The sequence below is a fragment of the Protofrankia sp. Cj5 genome (assembly GCF_917627405.1).
GTDB lineage: Bacteria > Actinomycetota > Actinomycetes > Frankiales > Frankiaceae > Protofrankia.
On the sequence record NZ_CAKJTO010000002.1, the window covers coordinates 137,149 to 152,405 of the forward strand.

14 protein-coding genes are annotated in these 15,257 nt (G+C 67.9%); 2 read left to right on the forward strand and 12 right to left on the reverse strand.

What is annotated here, in order from left to right; translation table 11 throughout:
- The 7 genes from MJ777_RS01320 to hemW all read right to left on the reverse strand — a co-directional run.
- Positions 1 to 1,057, reverse strand: a 1,057-nt coding sequence (locus MJ777_RS01320; protein WP_239372527.1) for a hemolysin family protein, incomplete at its 3' end; no start/stop codon positions are given.
- An 80-nt stretch (positions 1,058 to 1,137) separates the two neighbouring features.
- The gene (ybeY, locus tag MJ777_RS01325; protein WP_239308355.1) at positions 1,138 to 1,614 is read right to left on the reverse strand and encodes an rRNA maturation RNase YbeY; all 477 of its coding nucleotides are present in this window, start codon (positions 1,612 to 1,614) and stop codon (positions 1,138 to 1,140) included.
- A 137-nt stretch (positions 1,615 to 1,751) separates the two neighbouring features.
- A complete protein-coding gene (locus MJ777_RS01330) occupies positions 1,752 to 2,780 on the reverse strand; it encodes a PhoH family protein (protein WP_239308354.1) in 1,029 nt (342 codons plus the stop codon).
- 122 nt (positions 2,781 to 2,902) lie between these two features.
- On the reverse strand, positions 2,903 to 3,688 hold the full coding sequence (locus tag MJ777_RS01335) for a 16S rRNA (uracil(1498)-N(3))-methyltransferase (RefSeq protein WP_239308353.1): 786 nt from the start codon (positions 3,686 to 3,688) through the stop codon (positions 2,903 to 2,905).
- A 92-nt stretch (positions 3,689 to 3,780) separates the two neighbouring features.
- Positions 3,781 to 4,929 (reverse strand): molecular chaperone DnaJ, encoded by a 1,149-nt coding sequence (dnaJ, locus tag MJ777_RS01340; RefSeq protein ID WP_239308352.1) that lies wholly within the window; start codon positions 4,927 to 4,929, stop codon positions 3,781 to 3,783.
- Entirely contained in the window at positions 4,929 to 5,948 is a 1,020-nt protein-coding gene (gene hrcA / locus MJ777_RS01345) for a heat-inducible transcriptional repressor HrcA (protein ID WP_239308351.1), read from the reverse strand. Before hrcA ends, dnaJ begins: the two co-directional genes overlap by 1 nt.
- 242 nt (positions 5,949 to 6,190) lie before the next feature.
- The gene (gene hemW / locus MJ777_RS01350) at positions 6,191 to 7,435 is read right to left on the reverse strand and encodes a radical SAM family heme chaperone HemW (RefSeq protein WP_239308350.1); all 1,245 of its coding nucleotides are present in this window, start codon (positions 7,433 to 7,435) and stop codon (positions 6,191 to 6,193) included.
- A gap of 242 nt (positions 7,436 to 7,677) precedes the next feature.
- Between hemW and MJ777_RS01355 the strand changes: the two genes are divergently transcribed.
- Positions 7,678 to 7,839, forward strand: coding sequence for a hypothetical protein (locus tag MJ777_RS01355; protein ID WP_239308349.1), 162 nt, complete (start codon positions 7,678 to 7,680; stop codon positions 7,837 to 7,839).
- Positions 7,840 to 8,058: 219 nt separating this feature from the next.
- On the opposite strand, the gene lepA is transcribed toward MJ777_RS01355, so the two are convergent.
- Complete coding sequence (gene lepA, locus MJ777_RS01360) at positions 8,059 to 9,930, reverse strand: translation elongation factor 4 (protein WP_239308348.1); 1,872 nt, start codon at positions 9,928 to 9,930, stop codon at positions 8,059 to 8,061.
- 384 nt (positions 9,931 to 10,314) lie between these two features.
- On the opposite strand from lepA, the gene rpsT reads away from it, so the two are divergent.
- Positions 10,315 to 10,584: a 30S ribosomal protein S20 gene (gene rpsT / locus MJ777_RS01365; RefSeq protein WP_239308347.1), complete on the forward strand. Its 270-nt coding sequence runs from the start codon at positions 10,315 to 10,317 to the stop codon at positions 10,582 to 10,584.
- Between the two features lie 471 nt (positions 10,585 to 11,055).
- Here the strand turns inward: rpsT and MJ777_RS01370 are convergent, their stop codons facing one another.
- The 4 genes from MJ777_RS01370 to MJ777_RS01385 form a co-directional block, all read right to left on the reverse strand.
- A complete protein-coding gene (locus MJ777_RS01370) occupies positions 11,056 to 11,277 on the reverse strand; it encodes a hypothetical protein (RefSeq protein WP_239372529.1) in 222 nt (73 codons plus the stop codon).
- A 98-nt stretch (positions 11,278 to 11,375) separates the two neighbouring features.
- Positions 11,376 to 12,371, reverse strand: a complete 996-nt coding sequence (holA, locus tag MJ777_RS01375) for a DNA polymerase III subunit delta (RefSeq protein ID WP_239313583.1) — start codon at positions 12,369 to 12,371, stop codon at positions 11,376 to 11,378.
- A 78-nt stretch (positions 12,372 to 12,449) separates the two neighbouring features.
- Positions 12,450 to 14,027: a ComEC/Rec2 family competence protein gene (locus tag MJ777_RS01380; RefSeq protein WP_239372533.1), complete on the reverse strand. Its 1,578-nt coding sequence runs from the start codon at positions 14,025 to 14,027 to the stop codon at positions 12,450 to 12,452.
- 55 nt (positions 14,028 to 14,082) lie between these two features.
- Positions 14,083 to 15,003: a ComEA family DNA-binding protein gene (locus tag MJ777_RS01385; RefSeq protein ID WP_239313577.1), complete on the reverse strand. Its 921-nt coding sequence runs from the start codon at positions 15,001 to 15,003 to the stop codon at positions 14,083 to 14,085.
- Between the last annotated feature and the right edge of the window lie 254 nt (positions 15,004 to 15,257).

Here is a 15,257-nt window from a genome sequence, read left to right on the forward strand (position 1 = left end):
CTGACAGCCGGGCGGTCACCCTGGCCGCGTCGTCGCCGATCCATTCCACCGGCGCGGTCTCGGTGTCATATTCGTCGGTGATCTCTCCGACGATCTCCTCGAGGATGTCCTCGATGGTCACGAGCCCAGCGGTACCGCCGTACTCGTCGATGACGATCGCCATGTGGGTCCGGGACGCCTGCATCTCCCGCAGCAGGGCGTCAGCGTGCTTGCTCTCGGGCACCAGCGCTGGCGGGCGCATCACCTCCGAAACGGGCCGGGCGTCCAAGCCCTCGCGCTCGCGGCCCACCATGTCCTTGAGGAAGGCGATCCCGACCACGTCGTCCACGGTCTCCCCGGTCACCGGGATCCGTGAGAAACCGCTGCGTAACGCCAGCGAGATGGCCTGTCGGACGGTTTTCGCCGACTCGATGTGGACCATGTCGGGACGAGGGACCATGACCTCGCGCACCAGGGTGTCCCCGAGCTCGAAAACAGAAGCGATCATGTCGCGCTCGCCACGCTCGATGACGTCACGCTCCTGAGCGAGATCAACAAGATCACGCAGTTCCGCTTCGGTGGCGAACGGACCGTCCCGGTAGCCCCGCCCAGGGGTCACCGCGTTGCCAAACGCGATCAACAGGCGGGGCAACGGGCCGAACATCCGGCCGAGCCAGCTGGTAAGCCCCGCGGTGGCGAGCGCCACCACCGGTGCGTGCTGCCGGCCCAGTGTCCGGAACATCACTCCCACCAGGATGTACGCGAACAGCGTGCCGGCCAGCGCCCCGAGCGCGACCGAGGCGAAACCGGCTCCGTAGGTGTGCACGGCTATGACCGTCACACAGGCTGTCGTGATCATCTCTCCGACGATCCGCAGCAACAGCAGCAGCGCCAGATAACGGCCGGGGTCCGCGACGATCGCGGCCAGGCGGGTGGCCCGTGGCCGGCCAGCCCGCAGGAACTCCTCGACCGACACTCGGGAGACCCGGGTCAGCGCCGCGTCGATACACCCGATCCCGGCGGCGGCCAACGCGGCAACCACCGCGATCAGCAGAAGTGGAACATCACCGTAGCCCATGGGCTCGTCCCGTCAACTCCCCCGCACCATGCTCAGTATGTGCCATGCCCGGAAGTCGCTACGTTCAGCAGTCGCCGCGCTCAGCGCGTGCCAGCGCTCCGGGCGGCGTCCCACGATGTCAGCAGGCGGGACTGCACAGCCCACATCTCGCGCTCCTCCTCCGGTTCGGCGTGGTCGTAGCCGAGCAGGTGCAGGATGCCGTGCGTGCACAACAGATGCAGCTCACGCTCGGTCGAGTGGCCCGCCTTTGCCGCCTGCCTGCGGGCGATCTCCGGGCACAGGACGACGTCGCCGAGGAGCAGGGCCGGGTCGTCCTCACCCGAGTCGGGCGCGGACGGGTCGAAGGCGTCGTCCTGGGGGAAGGCCAGCACGTCGGTCGGCCCCTCCTCACCCATGTAACGGACGTGGAGCTCCTCCATGGCGGACAGCTCCAGAAGCATGATCGACAGCTCCGCCAGCGGGTTGACCTTCATCTCGTCCAACACGAACCGGGCAAGTGCGACAAGGGCGACCTCGTCGGCGTCAGTGCCTGATTCGTTAGCTACGAAAACGGCCATCAGCCATCCATCCTCGTCCGGCGCCACAACCCGCGGCACACCACCGGTTGTGTCTCATCCACCTGTGCTTCCATCGGTCGCGCCCGGTCGCGCCCGGTCGCGCCCGGTCGCGCCCGGCCGCGCCGGTCGAGCGCTGGTCATCGTCGGTCTCGGCGACCGGCCTGCGCGGGCCGCGGGCTGGGTGCGCTTGCCGCGTCCCAGCGGGCATAGGCGTCGACAATGTCACTGACCAGCCGGTGACGCACCACGTCCGTACTGGTCAGGGTCGCGAAGTGGACGTCCTCGACGCCGTCGAGAATCTCCCGGACCACCCGCAGACCGCTGCGGGTGCCGCTGGGCAGGTCCACCTGGGTGATATCCCCGGTAACAACGATCTTGGAGCCAAAACCGAGCCGGGTGAGGAACATCTTCATCTGCTCACCGGAGGTGTTCTGCGCCTCGTCCAGGATGATGAACGCGTCGTTCAGGGTCCGGCCACGCATGTACGCCAACGGCGCGACCTCGATGGTCCCGCTCTGGATCAGTCGTGGGATCGAGTCCGGGTCGACCATGTCGTGCAGGGCGTCGTACAGCGGCCGCAGATAAGGATCAATCTTGTCATAAAGGGTGCCGGGCAGGAAACCCAGCCGCTCCCCCGCCTCGACCGCCGGCCGGGTCAGAATGATCCGGTTCACCTGCTTGGACTGCAACGCCTGCACGGCCTTGGCCATGGCCAGATAGGTCTTGCCGGTGCCAGCCGGGCCGATGCCGAACACGATCGTGTGGACGTCGATCGCGTCCACATACCGCTTCTGGTTCAACGTCTTCGGGCGGATCGTCCGCCCCCGACTGGACAGGATGTTGAGGGTGAGAACCTCGGCCGGCCGCTCCTCGCTGCCGCTGCGCAACATCGACAACGAGTGGTTGACATGGGACGGCGTCAGTTCCGTGCCGGACTCCAACAAAGCGATCAGTTCGGCGAAAAGCTTGGCGGCCAAGGCGTTCTCGCCCGGCTGACCGGTAATAGTGATCTCGTTGCCCCGGACGTAAATATCGGACGGTAAGGCCTGCTCGATGACATGGAGCAACTCGTCCTGGTGGCCCAGCAAGCTCACCATGCTGTGCACGGCCGGGACGACGATGCGCGTGACGGTCCGCTGGTCGGACGGGGAAATGGAATCGGTCATGGGTTGCGGCCGGCTGCGGCCACGAGACCTCTCAAACGACATGAGTCAGTACGGCCCCTAGTCTAACGATCCTCGGCAGCCATCGGTCGGATACCGAAAACCCGCATCGCGCCACCGTCGGTCTACCGATCCCAGCGGGAGGTATGAGAGAACACAATCGCAGCCGCGACAACCCCCGCGGTCGACGTCCGCAACACCGTACGGCCAAGCCGAGCCGGCACGGCCCCGGCCGCGCCGAACACCTCACGCTCACTTCCGGTGATCCCGCCTTCCGGCCCCACCACCAGCACGATTTCCAACGATCCCGGTTCCAACGATCCCGCCGGTGCCGGCAGCTGGGCCTCCGCTGGCGCGGCGGGCCGCGGCCGGGCGGGGGTCACCCCGGCCGCCCGCAGCCCCACGGCGAGCGGTTCGCTCGCTTCCTCATGCAGGACCACCGCGACGTCCGCGGCCGCGATCCGGGCACTGACCGTGGCGGTGTCCGCGAGGCACGCCAGCTGGGGCCAGAAGACCCGCCGTGACTGCTTCGCGGCCTCCCGCGCGGTGGCCGACCAACGCGCGTGTGCCCGGACACCGCGCTCCCCCTCCCAGCGGACGATCGAGCGGGCGGCCGACCACGGGACGATCTCGTCGACCCCCACCTCGGTCATGAGCTCGACGGCGAGCTCACCGCGGTCGCCCTTGGCCAGCGCCTGGATCACGACCAGCCGAGGAGTGGGTTCCGGATACACAACCCTGCGCTCGACCGCACAGTCGATCTCGTCGCGCCGGCAGCGCAGCACGGTACATTCAGCAACCACACCACAACCATCGGTAATATCCACGCGTTCACCAGGACGCAGCCGGCGGACCGTCGCCGCATGACGGCCCTCCGGGCCGGACAGCGTCAGCTCCCGTTCGTCCGGCACCACGCCCTGCTGAAAAAGGGGCGCTGTCAGCGGTCGACTCCCCCCGTCCCGGTCCCGTCCCCAGCGGCTCCCACCCGGCCCACCGCAGCCATCTACCGCGTGCCACGTGCCCCGCGGAGCCTGGAGAAGAAGCCCTGCCCGTCGACGGTCCCGTTCCCACTGGTCACCACCGCCGGCTGCTCCTCGTCCCGCAGCTTCGCCAGCTCCCGCAGCAGCTTCTCCTGCTCAGGATCAATCTTGGTCGGCGTCTCCACCACCACATGGATATGCAGGTGGCCACGGCCGACCGAACGCAGATGCGGTACCCCTCGACCGCTCATCGTGATGACATGCCCAGGCTGGGTGCCGGGCTTGACCGTGAGAGTCTCGCCGCCGTCGAGGGTCTCCAGCCCGCACGTGGTACCGAGGGCGGCGGCCGTCATCGGGATGCGCAGCTCGCAGTGGAGATCGTCGCCTTCCCGGGTGAAGACCGGATGGGGACGCTCCTGCACCTCGACGTAAAGATCACCATTGGGCCCGCCGCCCGGTCCGACCTCGCCTTCGCCGGACAACCGGATCCGCATCCCGTCCTCGACACCCGAGGGAATCTTGACGGTCAGGTTGCGCCGCTTACGCACCCGCCCGTCGCCACCGCATTCCCGGCACGGATGTTCGATCACGGTCCCGGTCGCGCCGCACCGGGTGCACGGTCTTGAGGTGACCATCTGGCCCAGGAACGACCGGGTCACCTGTTGGATCTCCCCGCGGCCGTGGCACACCGAGCAGGTCGCCGGGTGACTGCCCGGTGCCGCTCCCTCGCCGGAGCAGGTCATGCACACCGCCGCCGTGTCGACAGTGATCTCCCTGGTCGCTCCGAACGCGGTCTCGGCAAGGTCGAGCTCGAGGCGGAGCAGCGCGTCGTTGCCGCGGCGGACCCGTGAGCGCGGCCCGCGATTGGCCCCGCCACCGAAAAAGGCATCCATGATGTCGCCGAGGCCGCCGAAGCCCGCCCCGAAGGGAGCCCCGTTGGCACCTCCCCCGCCGGGAGCCAGCGGATCACCACCGAGATCGACGAGCTGGCGTTTCTCCGGGTCGGACAGCACCTCGTAGGCGGCGGTCACGGCCTTGAAGCGCTGCTGCGCCGCCGGGTCGGGGTTGACGTCGGGATGCAGCTCCCGAGCGAGCTTGCGATACGCCCGCTTGAGTTCATCGTTCGAAGCGTCCCGGCGTACGCCCAGCACTTCGTAGTAGTCGGTGGCCATCAGTCGGCACCCAAAAGATCACCCACGTACTTGGCGACGGCTCGTACGGCCGCCATTGCCCCTGGATAGTCCATCCGCCGCGGGCCGACCACTCCCAGGCCGCCCAAAGCGGATGCTCCGCGACCGTATCCTGTGGCCACTACCGAGGTGGAACGTAGCGCATCCATGCTGTTTTCCTGACCAATACGTACCGTGACGGTGTCGAGGTCGCGTACCTCGCCGATCAGTTTCAACAGAACAACCTGCTCCTCCAGAGCTTCCAGAAGGGGACGCAGTGTATCGGCAAAGTCGAAGGCCGACAGCGTCAGGTTGGCCGTACCCGCCAGCGCCACCCGTTCCTCAGGCTTGTCGACCAGCGCCTCCATCACCACCGCGATCAACGTGTTCAGATGCGGACGCAGATCAGGGCGGGCGGCGTCCGACAGGTCGGCAACCGCGTCGGGCGCGTCAACGAGCCTGCGCCCATTCAACGCCGCGTTGAGCACTCCCCGCAGCTCGCCGACGATCAGATCGTCCACCGGCGCGGGTACCTCGGCCACCCGCTGCTCGACCCTACCGGTGTCGGTAATCAATACAAGCAGTAGTCGAGCCGGCGTGATCGTCACAATCTCGATATGCCGGATGCTGCTGCACGACAGCGACGGGTACTGTACGACAGCGACCTGGCGAGTCAGTTGCGCCAGCAGCCGAACCGACCGCCGGACCACGTCATCGAGGTCGATCGCACCCTCAAGGAAACTCTGGATCGCCCGCCGCTCCGCCCGCGACAGGGGTTTGACCCCTGACAGCCGGTCGACGAACAGCCGGTAGCCCTTGTCCGTAGGGATCCGCCCCGCGCTCGTGTGCGGCTGGGTGATGTACCCTTCCTCCTCAAGCGCGGACATATCGTTACGTACCGTAGCAGGAGAGACCCCCAGTTGGTGACGCTCCGCCAACGCTTTGGACCCTACCGGCTCGTTGCTCAGCACGAAGTCCTCAACGATGGCGCGCAGTACGTCCAACCGCCGTTCCTCCAGCACGTCGTATCACCCCTTCGCCACGTTGAGGCCGTTTGGCGAAGCCGTTTGACGAGGCCAGCCACGACCGCATGAGGCGACCAAGGCCAGCACCCAGCTCAGCTTGGTCCTGGCACTCCATTGCCTCGAGTGCCAATTGTAGCCGTCTCGGCCTCCCGCCGAGACGGTCGAGCGCGTCACCGAGTGCGGAAACTCAAGGCCCACCCCGGCGAGCGGCGTCCGTCAGCCCGGAACAGCGGTGCCGGTCAGTCCGGAAGAAGGCCGCGAATGACGGTATCGGCTAGGAGCCTGCCGCGCAGCGTGAGTAGCACTCGTCCGGCCGCCAGCGCCACCGGCTCGATCAGCCCGTCCGCGGCAAGCGCTCCGGTCCGCGCGCGGCCCGCTTCGGTCAGCTCGGCAACGGCGAGGCCGTCGGCCAGCCGCACCCCGAGCATCACCCGCTCCATCCGCCTGGCTTCGCCGTCCAGCACCTCACGGGCCGCGGCAGGACTCGCCTGCCCGGCGAGCAACGCGCTGTAGGCGGCCGGATGGCGGACGTTCCACCAGCGCACGCCTCCGACATGGCTGTGTGCCCCCGGCCCGAAACCCCACCAGTCATGACCGCGCCAGTAGCCGAGGTTGTGCCGGCTGCGGGCGTCGGGTTCGCGGGCCCAGTTACTGATCTCATACCAACGCAGACCCGCCGCGGTCAGCGTCTCCTCGGCCTGCTGATAGCGGTCGGCCATCATGTCGTCGTCCGGCGGGAGCAGTTCGCCGCGCCGGATACGGCGGGCCAGCCGGGTACCGTCCTCGACGGTCAGGGCGTACGCGCTCACGTGATCGGGAGCGAGTTCGGCCACGGCGTCCAGGCTCGCCTGCCAGTCCTGATCCGATTCGCCCGGCGAGCCGTAGATGAGATCAAGGTTGACATGGGTGAATCCCGCCTTGCGCGCCCAGCTGACCACGTCCGGTACCCGCCCGGGGGTATGCCGGCGGTCAAGTGCGGCAAGCACGTGTGACCGGGCGCTCTGCATACCGAACGAGACCCGCGTGTAGCCCGCGGCGCGCAGCTGCTCCAACATGCTCGCGTCCACGGATTCGGGGTTCGCCTCCGTCGTCACCTCGGCATCCGGGGCGATACCGAACTCCGTATCGATCATTCGAAGCAACGACCGGAGATCCTCGATCGGAAGCAGGGTCGGCGTCCCGCCACCAAGAAAGATCGTGGAGACGGGCACGTCCGCCGTGCCGAGCACGGCGCGGGCCAAGCGGAACTCGGCGGCAAGGGTCTCGACGAACGTCCCGATCGCGACACCCGGGCCGAGCTCGGTGGCCGTGTAGGTGTTGAAGTCACAGTAGCCGCAACGGGTCGTGCAGTACGGGATATGCACGTAGACGCCGAACGGGCGGGTGCCCACCGTGTTTGTGGCCGACGCTGGAAGCCCACCACCAGCCGGGACGGCTTCGCCGGACAGCCCGCGACCGGAAGCGGCCGCGGTGATGCGTGACATGACCCGTGACATGACCATAGTGTGCCCGAACAGCAACGCTGTGTCTGCCCCTTGAATCCACTTTCGTTACCGCAATCACGACCGCCAGCCAGGTCGAACGCCCGCTCCCGGACGTGACATCCACCACCCGGGGAGAAGCGCCACCCGGCGGACAATCATATTGGGCAGTCGTTGATAATCAACCAGACAATATGGACGAAGCGTCGTGAACTCGTGGTCCCCGGTCAGGAAAGCTGATTCACATGAATGACGACACCGCGCGCGGTGTCCTCGACAGCATCGAGGACCTTCTTCCCCCCCACGCGACGGAGTACCGATCCGGCGCGCAAACCGGCTCCACCGATCGCGACGAACCCGTCACCGAACCCATCCGACTGCCCTCGCCCTCTCCCCGGATCACCTGAACGCTCCGCCGCCCGCGCCCAACCCCATCCGCACGACCCGCACGACCAGCACGACCAGCACGACCAGCACGACCAGCACGACCAAATGATCAACGCAATATGTCCCGTCACGTACAGCCCGGCCGAGGCGGCACCCCCAGGCCCCGCCCGCGGCCCGGCCGGGCCGCGTCGCGCCGCCTGGGCCTCGTCACCTCGATGAGGCCCAGGCGGCGCTCGCCGCTACTTCGTGCCCTTCGAGGTGTTCGAGGCCTGGGCGGCATCCGTCGACAGGGCCGCGATGAAAGCCTCCTGCGGAACCTCGACCCGGCCGATGGTCTTCATCTTCTTCTTGCCCTCCTTCTGCTTCTCCAGCAGCTTGCGCTTACGCGTGATATCACCGCCGTAACACTTCGCGAGAACGTCCTTGCGGATCGCGCGGATGTTCTCCCTGGCGATGATCCGGCTGCCGATCGCCGCCTGGATCGGCACCTCGAACTGTTGGCGCGGGATCAGCTCCCGCAGCCGGGATGTCATCGCCACGCCATAGCCGTACGCCTTGTCCCTGTGCACGATCGCGGAGAATGCGTCCACAGTTTCCCCCTGCAGAAGAATGTCGACCTTCACCAGGTCGGACGCCTGTTCCCCGGCAGGTTCGTAATCGAGGCTGGCATACCCGCGGGTACGGGATTTCAACGCGTCGAAGAAGTCAAAAATAATCTCGCCGAGCGGCAGCGTGTACTTGAGCTCCACCCGGTCTGTGGAGAGATAGTCCATTCCGCGCAGTGTGCCGCGGCGGCCCTGGCACAGCTCCATCACCTGCCCCACGAAGTCCGCCGGCAACAGCACCATCGCTTCCACAACCGGTTCGTAAACATCGGTGATCTTTCCGGCGGGCCAGTCACTCGGGTTGGTGACAACGGTCTCGGTGCCATCGTCCAGGAGCACGCGGTAGACCACGTTCGGCGCGGTGGAGATGAGCGTGAGGCCGAACTCCCGCTCCAGCCGCTCCCGGACGATCTCCAGATGAAGAAGCCCGAGGAAACCGCAGCGGAACCCAAAACCCAATGCCGCGGACGTCTCCGGCTCGTAGGTCAGCGCGGCGTCGTTGAGCTGCAGCTTGTCCAAGGCTTCGCGCAATGCTGGATACTCGCTGCCATCAAGCGGATACAGGCCGCTGTAAACCATTGGGCGTGGATCACGGTATCCACCCAGCGGCCGGTCGGCCGGCCGGCTCGCCGATGTCACGGTGTCGCCGACGCGAGCCTGTCGGACATCCTTGACGCCCGGGATCAGGTAACCGACCTCGCCCGCTGACAGACCGTCGCGGGCAATCGGGTCCGGCGAGATCACCCCGACCTCAAGGGTCTCGTGGCTGGCCCGCGTGGACATCATCAGGCAACGGTCCCGGGTGGTCAGCCGGCCGTCGACCACCCGCACATACGTGATGACGCCTCGATAGCTGTCGTAGACACTGTCGAAAATCATGGCTCGAGCGGGTGCATCCGGGTCGCCCATGGGCGCGGGGACCCGGCGGACGATCTCATTGAGCAGCTCGGGCACGCCCAGCCCGGTCTTACCCGACACGCGCAGGACGTCGTCAGGATCACAGCCGATGATCTGCGCCAGCTCAGCCGCGTACTTCTCGGGCTGCGCGGCCGGAAGATCAATTTTGTTAAGCACGGGGATGATCTGAAGATCGTTCTCGAGTGCCAGATAGAGGTTTGCCAACGTCTGAGCCTCGATGCCCTGGGCCGCGTCGACCAGCAGGACCGCGCCTTCGCATGCCGCCAGCGAGCGGCTCACCTCGTAGGTGAAGTCCACATGGCCAGGAGTGTCGATCAGATGCAGGACGTAGTCGCGACCGTCATCGGCCTGCCAGGGCAGCCGGACACTCTGCGCCTTGATCGTGATGCCACGCTCGCGCTCGATGTCCATTTTGTCCAGATACTGAGCACGCATGTTGCGGGCTTCGACGACGCCGGTCACACCAAGCATCCGGTCCGCGAGGGTCGACTTGCCGTGGTCAATGTGGGCGATGATGCAGAAGTTGCGGATCAACGCCTGGTCAACCGAGGCCTGGTTGACGCGACGGGGGCCGGAGGCTGCGGGCACGCGGGAGTCTTCTCGTTTCATCAGGACGGACCGTGCCCAGCGGGGTCACGCCCGTCGGGGGCACTACACCCATCGTGCCAGGCTCGTCATGCGAGCACTCGGCGATGGCCATCGCGCTGCACCGGCGTTACACCGGCGCGGCAGGCTCGCGCCTGGGCGTGCCCGCGGCCGGCACCTCACAACCGTCGACATCCGCTCGCGGCCGGGAGGAACCGGCGCCCGCCCGCGAGCGGCTCGTTGAAACCTTGATAGGCTTATCGACGTCTCCCGGGCGGCTTCGCTTTCCAGGGGACGGAAGACGGACGTACGCCGCTCGGTGGCGGTGAACCGACGCCGGTGCCCGACCGCCGCCCATACCGATTCGACGACCAGGGGTTCTTTCGCGTGGCCAACATCAAGTCGCAGATCAAGCGCAACCTCACGAACGAGAAGCGGCGGCTGCGCAACAAGGCCGTTAAGTCCGAACTGAAGACGGTCATCCGCCGCTTCCGCGCGGCCGCGGACGCCGGTGACCCGGAGCGCGCCGGCCTTGAGCTGCGCGTCGCCTCGCGGAAGCTGGACAAGGCAGTCAGCAAAGGCGTCATCCACGCCAACCAGGCCGCTAACAAGAAGTCGGCCATGGCCGCGCGGCACGCTTCGCTGACCGACGCCTGAGCTCGCTCCACCACACCTGTCACACCACGGGCCTGTACGGGTCCTCTCGTCGTGCGCGGGACCACGTGGCCGCCGCCGGCAAGCTCGCCCAGGGCCTGTCGGCGCCAGAGGGCGCCTCTCATCGTTGTCGTTGGCCCCGGTAGAACACCGCTACCGGGGCTTGGACCGCCCCGCGGCGCATCCCCTGGCATCCGGCGTGCCCCGACGGACCTGCCGGATCGGCTTCGCCAATCCGGCAGGAGCCTCAGCTTCTGGCAGAGATCATTAAGAGCGACCGGCAATAGGTGCGTGGATCAAGGAGCGGGGCTGGGGTGCGTGCATCGCGAGGCGGCGGAGGGAGCCACCCTGGTGTTGGGTGGCGACCGACGACAACGCGGTGAGGTGCGTGCCCCAGCCCCGCGACGCCGCGTCCCCTATTGCCGGTCGCTCTAAGTCGTTGTAGGGCGTTCGCGCTGGTGAACATGTTTACGCTTAGAGCGTCCGGCAGTGGGAACGCTCTTGTTCGCCAGTGGGCGCTTGCAGCATGATTTTGATCATGTTGTCATAAGCCGCCATACCAGCTGCCACCAGCGGAAGCGCCACGATCACCCATGCGCTTGCCAGATCCGTCAGGGCGATGATAATCCCGATAATCACGCTGCCGGCGCCGAGGAACCCTCGTGACCGGTGACGGCCCAGCGGCGCGATACCCACCGGTGCGGCACCCGTTGCGCCGTCGTCACCACGGCTGGCGCCGGGTCGCTCGATCCCGGCTGAGCGCTCCCGATCCGAACCGGATAAGGTACCGGAAGTCACCGGCGAACTCCCGCCGCGCGGCCACGAACCGCCACAATCTCAGTGACCAGGCGTTCCAACCCGTAGGCCGGGTCAGCAGCCCCGCCCTTGACGGCCGCGTCCGCCGCGCTGGTGGCCTGCATCGCCCGCGCCAGCCCCTCATCGCTCCAGGCCTGAGCCGCCCGCAGAGACCGTTCCACCTTCCAGTCAGGCATGCCAAGGCCGCGGGCTATCTCCCAGGTGGAGCCACCACCGGCGGCGGCCACCCGGGCAAGATCCCGTAGCCCGGTGGTGAGAGCGCTCACCACGAGCACCGGAGGGACTCCGCTGCCCAGCGCCTGTCGCAGCGCGGTCAACGCCTGGGCCAGGTCTCCGGAGATCGCCGCATCCGCCACAGCGAAACCGGTTGTCTCCGCCCGTCCGCGATGATAAAGAGCCACCACAGCCTCGTTGACCAGGCCGCCCGAATCGGCAACCAACTGATCGCATACAGCCGCAAGCTCGCGCAGATCGCTGCCGACAGCGTCCGCCAGAGCCTTCACCGCGCCCGGGCTGATCTGACCACCCAGCCGGCGGATCTCAGCCGCGACGAAGTCGTGCCGGTCGCGAGGACGGGTGAGACGCGCCGCCGCAACCACCCGTGCCCCGGCAGCCTTCATCGCGTCCGCCAGCTTGCGGTTACGCACGGCACCGCTGTGCACGACGACAAGCACAACATCATCCAACGGCCGGGCCAGGTAGGCGAGCAACGCATCTCGGAGGTCGTCTGCCAACTCCTGCGCACCGCGAACCACCACGACGCGCAGCCCACCGAACATCGATGAGCTGGACAGATCAACGAGATCGCTGTCGGTCAGTTCGCCAGGCGCCCGATCCACGATCTCCGCTTGGGGGTCGTGGGCCCGAGCCGCGTTCACGACCGCATGGACCCCGCGGGTGACCAGCAGTTCCTCGTCCCCGGTGACAAGGACCAGCCGTGGCGGTGCGGATGTCGACGACACGCTGGGGAGCATGTCATGCGTGTGCTCCGTGGACTGCGATGCCCTCGCTGAAAGGTGCCGCCTGCCCGCACCCGGCCTCAGCATGGATTGTCATCTCGTGACCATCCATGATCGAAACATAAAGATCGCCTGGGCGGTGAACGCTCCGATCCCCGCCGCGGCGAGAACACGCCGGCCGCCGCGGCGGCGCAGCACGCTGAACGTCACTACGGTAGCCGCGACCAGGACCATGGCGCCAAGTGGGCCGGCCGGCCAACCGATCTGCGCTCCCGGCGCTCGCGCGGCGACTCGGGCAATCATGATCAACCACTTGCATGGCACGCCGGCAAGGGCCGCAAACAATCGGGCCAGCGGCATCCAGCAGACGGCGGCCACTGTGGCGAGTACCCCGAGGACCGTCGCCGGGGCCACTGCCGCATCGGCGAGCATGTTGGCTGGGATGGCGACGAGACTGACCCCACCACCGATCGCGGCCAGCACCGGTGCGCAGGCGACATGTGCCGCCGCGGCGACCGCGAGCAGTTCCGCCAACCACGTCGGCATCTGTCGCGACAGTCGCTCGCGCCAGCCTGGAGCAATGATCACCAGCCCCGCGGTGGCGAACACCGAAAGAGTGAAACCGACCGAACGAGCAAGATCGGGACTGACAAGGACAAGCATCAGCACTGTCGCACAGAGCGCGGGCAGAGCCCCCCGTTGCCGCCCGCTGCCCGCCGCGAGAATTCCGATCATCCCCATGACACTTGCGCGCAGAACGCTGGGTGACGGCCGGGCCAGGATGACGAAGCAGGACAGGGCCAACGCAACCCAGCCGGCCTGAAGCCACGGACCCAACCGGCTACGCCGGACGAGCAGCGTGGCCGCCGCGATGACGATCGCGCAGTTCGCGCCGGACACAGCGACCAGATGAGACATCCCGGCAACTCGGAAGTCGTCCTTGAGGCTCTCATCAAGATCGCTCGTGTCGCCGATGACAAGACCCGGCAGCAGCCCGCGAGGCGAGGCGTCCAGACCGGACACGGCATCACGGAGCCCCTGCCGGAGATGAGCCGCCACCGCCTGCACCGCCGACGGCCCACCGACCACCACCGGCGGGAGCCGCACGAAGATGACCGCGGCGACGACATCAGCCGCGCGCGGTGGCGCGAGATTACCTTCGGCGCGGATCCGCTGGCTCGGCAACAAGCCCGCCCAACCGGTCGCGGCCGCCAGCACGAGCACCGGCTGGCGCAGCCGGAACTCACGCCCGCCCGCTCGCAGCCGCTCCACCCGTACCGGGACTACGACCAGCTGGGTGCCGCCGGCACGGCTTATTCGCGGATCGCCGGTGAGCTTACCTTCGACGGTGGCAACCGCCCGAGCGGCGCCAAGATCAGAAAACGGGCCATGGGTACGAGCGCGGGTCGTGACGCCCGCGGTCAGGACCCCGGCCGCCAGGCAGGCCAACACCGCCAGGCCTGTTGCCGCGGGCCGCCACCGCCGCGGACGCCGCACCAGGGCGGCAGCGCACACCAGTGCCGCGCCCAGCAGCATCCCGTCGATCAGCAGCACGGCCGGGGCCAGGTCCGCCAGGCCGGCACCCGCCGCACCAGCCCAGGCGGCGAGCGCTGGCCCCGCGAGCCGGAGATCAACGGGGTGCTCCTCCCCGTCGGGTCCGGCCCTCGTCACGCCGGCCGCCCGCGCCGTGCGGTCGTTCCGGGCCGACCGGGCTGCCTGCCACCCATCAGACCGCGATCAATGGCAGGAGATCGGCGAGCCGCCGGTCACCAACGCCGGTCACCTCCCCCAACTGCCGGGGCGAGGTGAAGTCACCGTGGGCCTTGCGCCACTCGACGATCCGCTGTGCCAGCACTGGACCCACCCCCGGCAAGCCATCAAGAGCCTCGGCCGTGGCGGTGTTGAGATTCAACGGTGCCGAGGGCGCGGCACCCGACGATCCCGCGCCCTCGCCGGTGCCGGCGCCAGCCGGCTGCGGAGGCGCCGGCCCAGGACGGCCATCCACAAGGATCTGTTCTCCGTCCACCAGACGGCGCGCCAGCGCGAGACCCGTGGTTTCCGTTCCCGGTAGCACCCCGCCAGCCTGTGCAAGGCTGTCCACCACGCGGGATCCGGCGGGCAGGGTCAGGACGCCAGGGCTGCGCACCTTGCCCACGACCTCGACGACGATCTGCGCCGCCGGGCTCCGGACGGTGCCGCCCGATGACCAGAGCACCGGTTTCGAAGCAGCGCTGTCCGCGTCTGTCGGCACACGGCCCTGTGCCCGCTCCGACTGCGTCCCGCTGGGGAGAGCCGTCACAGACACCGGCCTGTTCCGCCAGGCGAACCAGCCAACCATCAACGCCGCGGCAAGCGCCACCACCACGAGCAACAGCGCTCCACGGATGGCTGGATCGACCAGGGCGCCGCGCGGAACCCGAGGGAAGCGTCCGGCAGGACCCGGCGGGCCGGACCCAACAACCGGCTGCCGCTCCGATCGACCGGGGGTGTCCTCGGCCGCGGGCTCGCCGAGCGCGGCAAGCCCGCTGGTCTCCCCGGTGAGGGTGCCAGAGCCTGCCGGCCGCTCCGCAACGTCGGGATCCACAGCCGAGGGCGCCGTACCGGCCATGGCTGGCGTCCACCATGCCGGAACGGTCAGCGGCGCCACGCCGTCCTTCCCGGGAGGGCTCGCCGACGGGTGACCGTCATGTCCACCCGGGGGCCGGATACCGGCGCCGCGGCTACCACGAGTAAACGAAGGAACAATCATGTCCACGACAGTAGGAGCCTTCGTCCGCTATAGCCTCTTTGACCGATTAGCTGTGGATAATCAGGTTTTATCCACAGCTAATCGGTCAGGTCAGCCGGTGTCGGACACCGGCTGAGATGCTGGCGGCATGCGTGCGGCGGCGACCACTTAGA

What these genes read in the sequence shown, in the direction of transcription:
- dnaJ (WP_239308352.1), bottom strand. Translation starts at nt 4,929, where the DNA reads ATGGCCACCGACTACTACGAAGTGCTGGGCGTACGCCGGGACGCTTCG.
- hemW (WP_239308350.1), bottom strand. Translation starts at nt 7,435, where the DNA reads ATGTCACGCATCACCGCGGCCGCTTCCGGTCGCGGGCTGTCCGGCGAA.
- MJ777_RS01330 (WP_239308354.1), bottom strand. Translation starts at nt 2,780, where the DNA reads ATGACCGATTCCATTTCCCCGTCCGACCAGCGGACCGTCACGCGCATC.
- ybeY (WP_239308355.1), bottom strand. Translation starts at nt 1,614, where the DNA reads ATGGCCGTTTTCGTAGCTAACGAATCAGGCACTGACGCCGACGAGGTC.
- holA (WP_239313583.1), bottom strand. Translation starts at nt 12,371, where the DNA reads ATGCTCCCCAGCGTGTCGTCGACATCCGCACCGCCACGGCTGGTCCTT.
- MJ777_RS01355 (WP_239308349.1), top strand. Translation starts at nt 7,678, where the DNA reads ATGAATGACGACACCGCGCGCGGTGTCCTCGACAGCATCGAGGACCTT.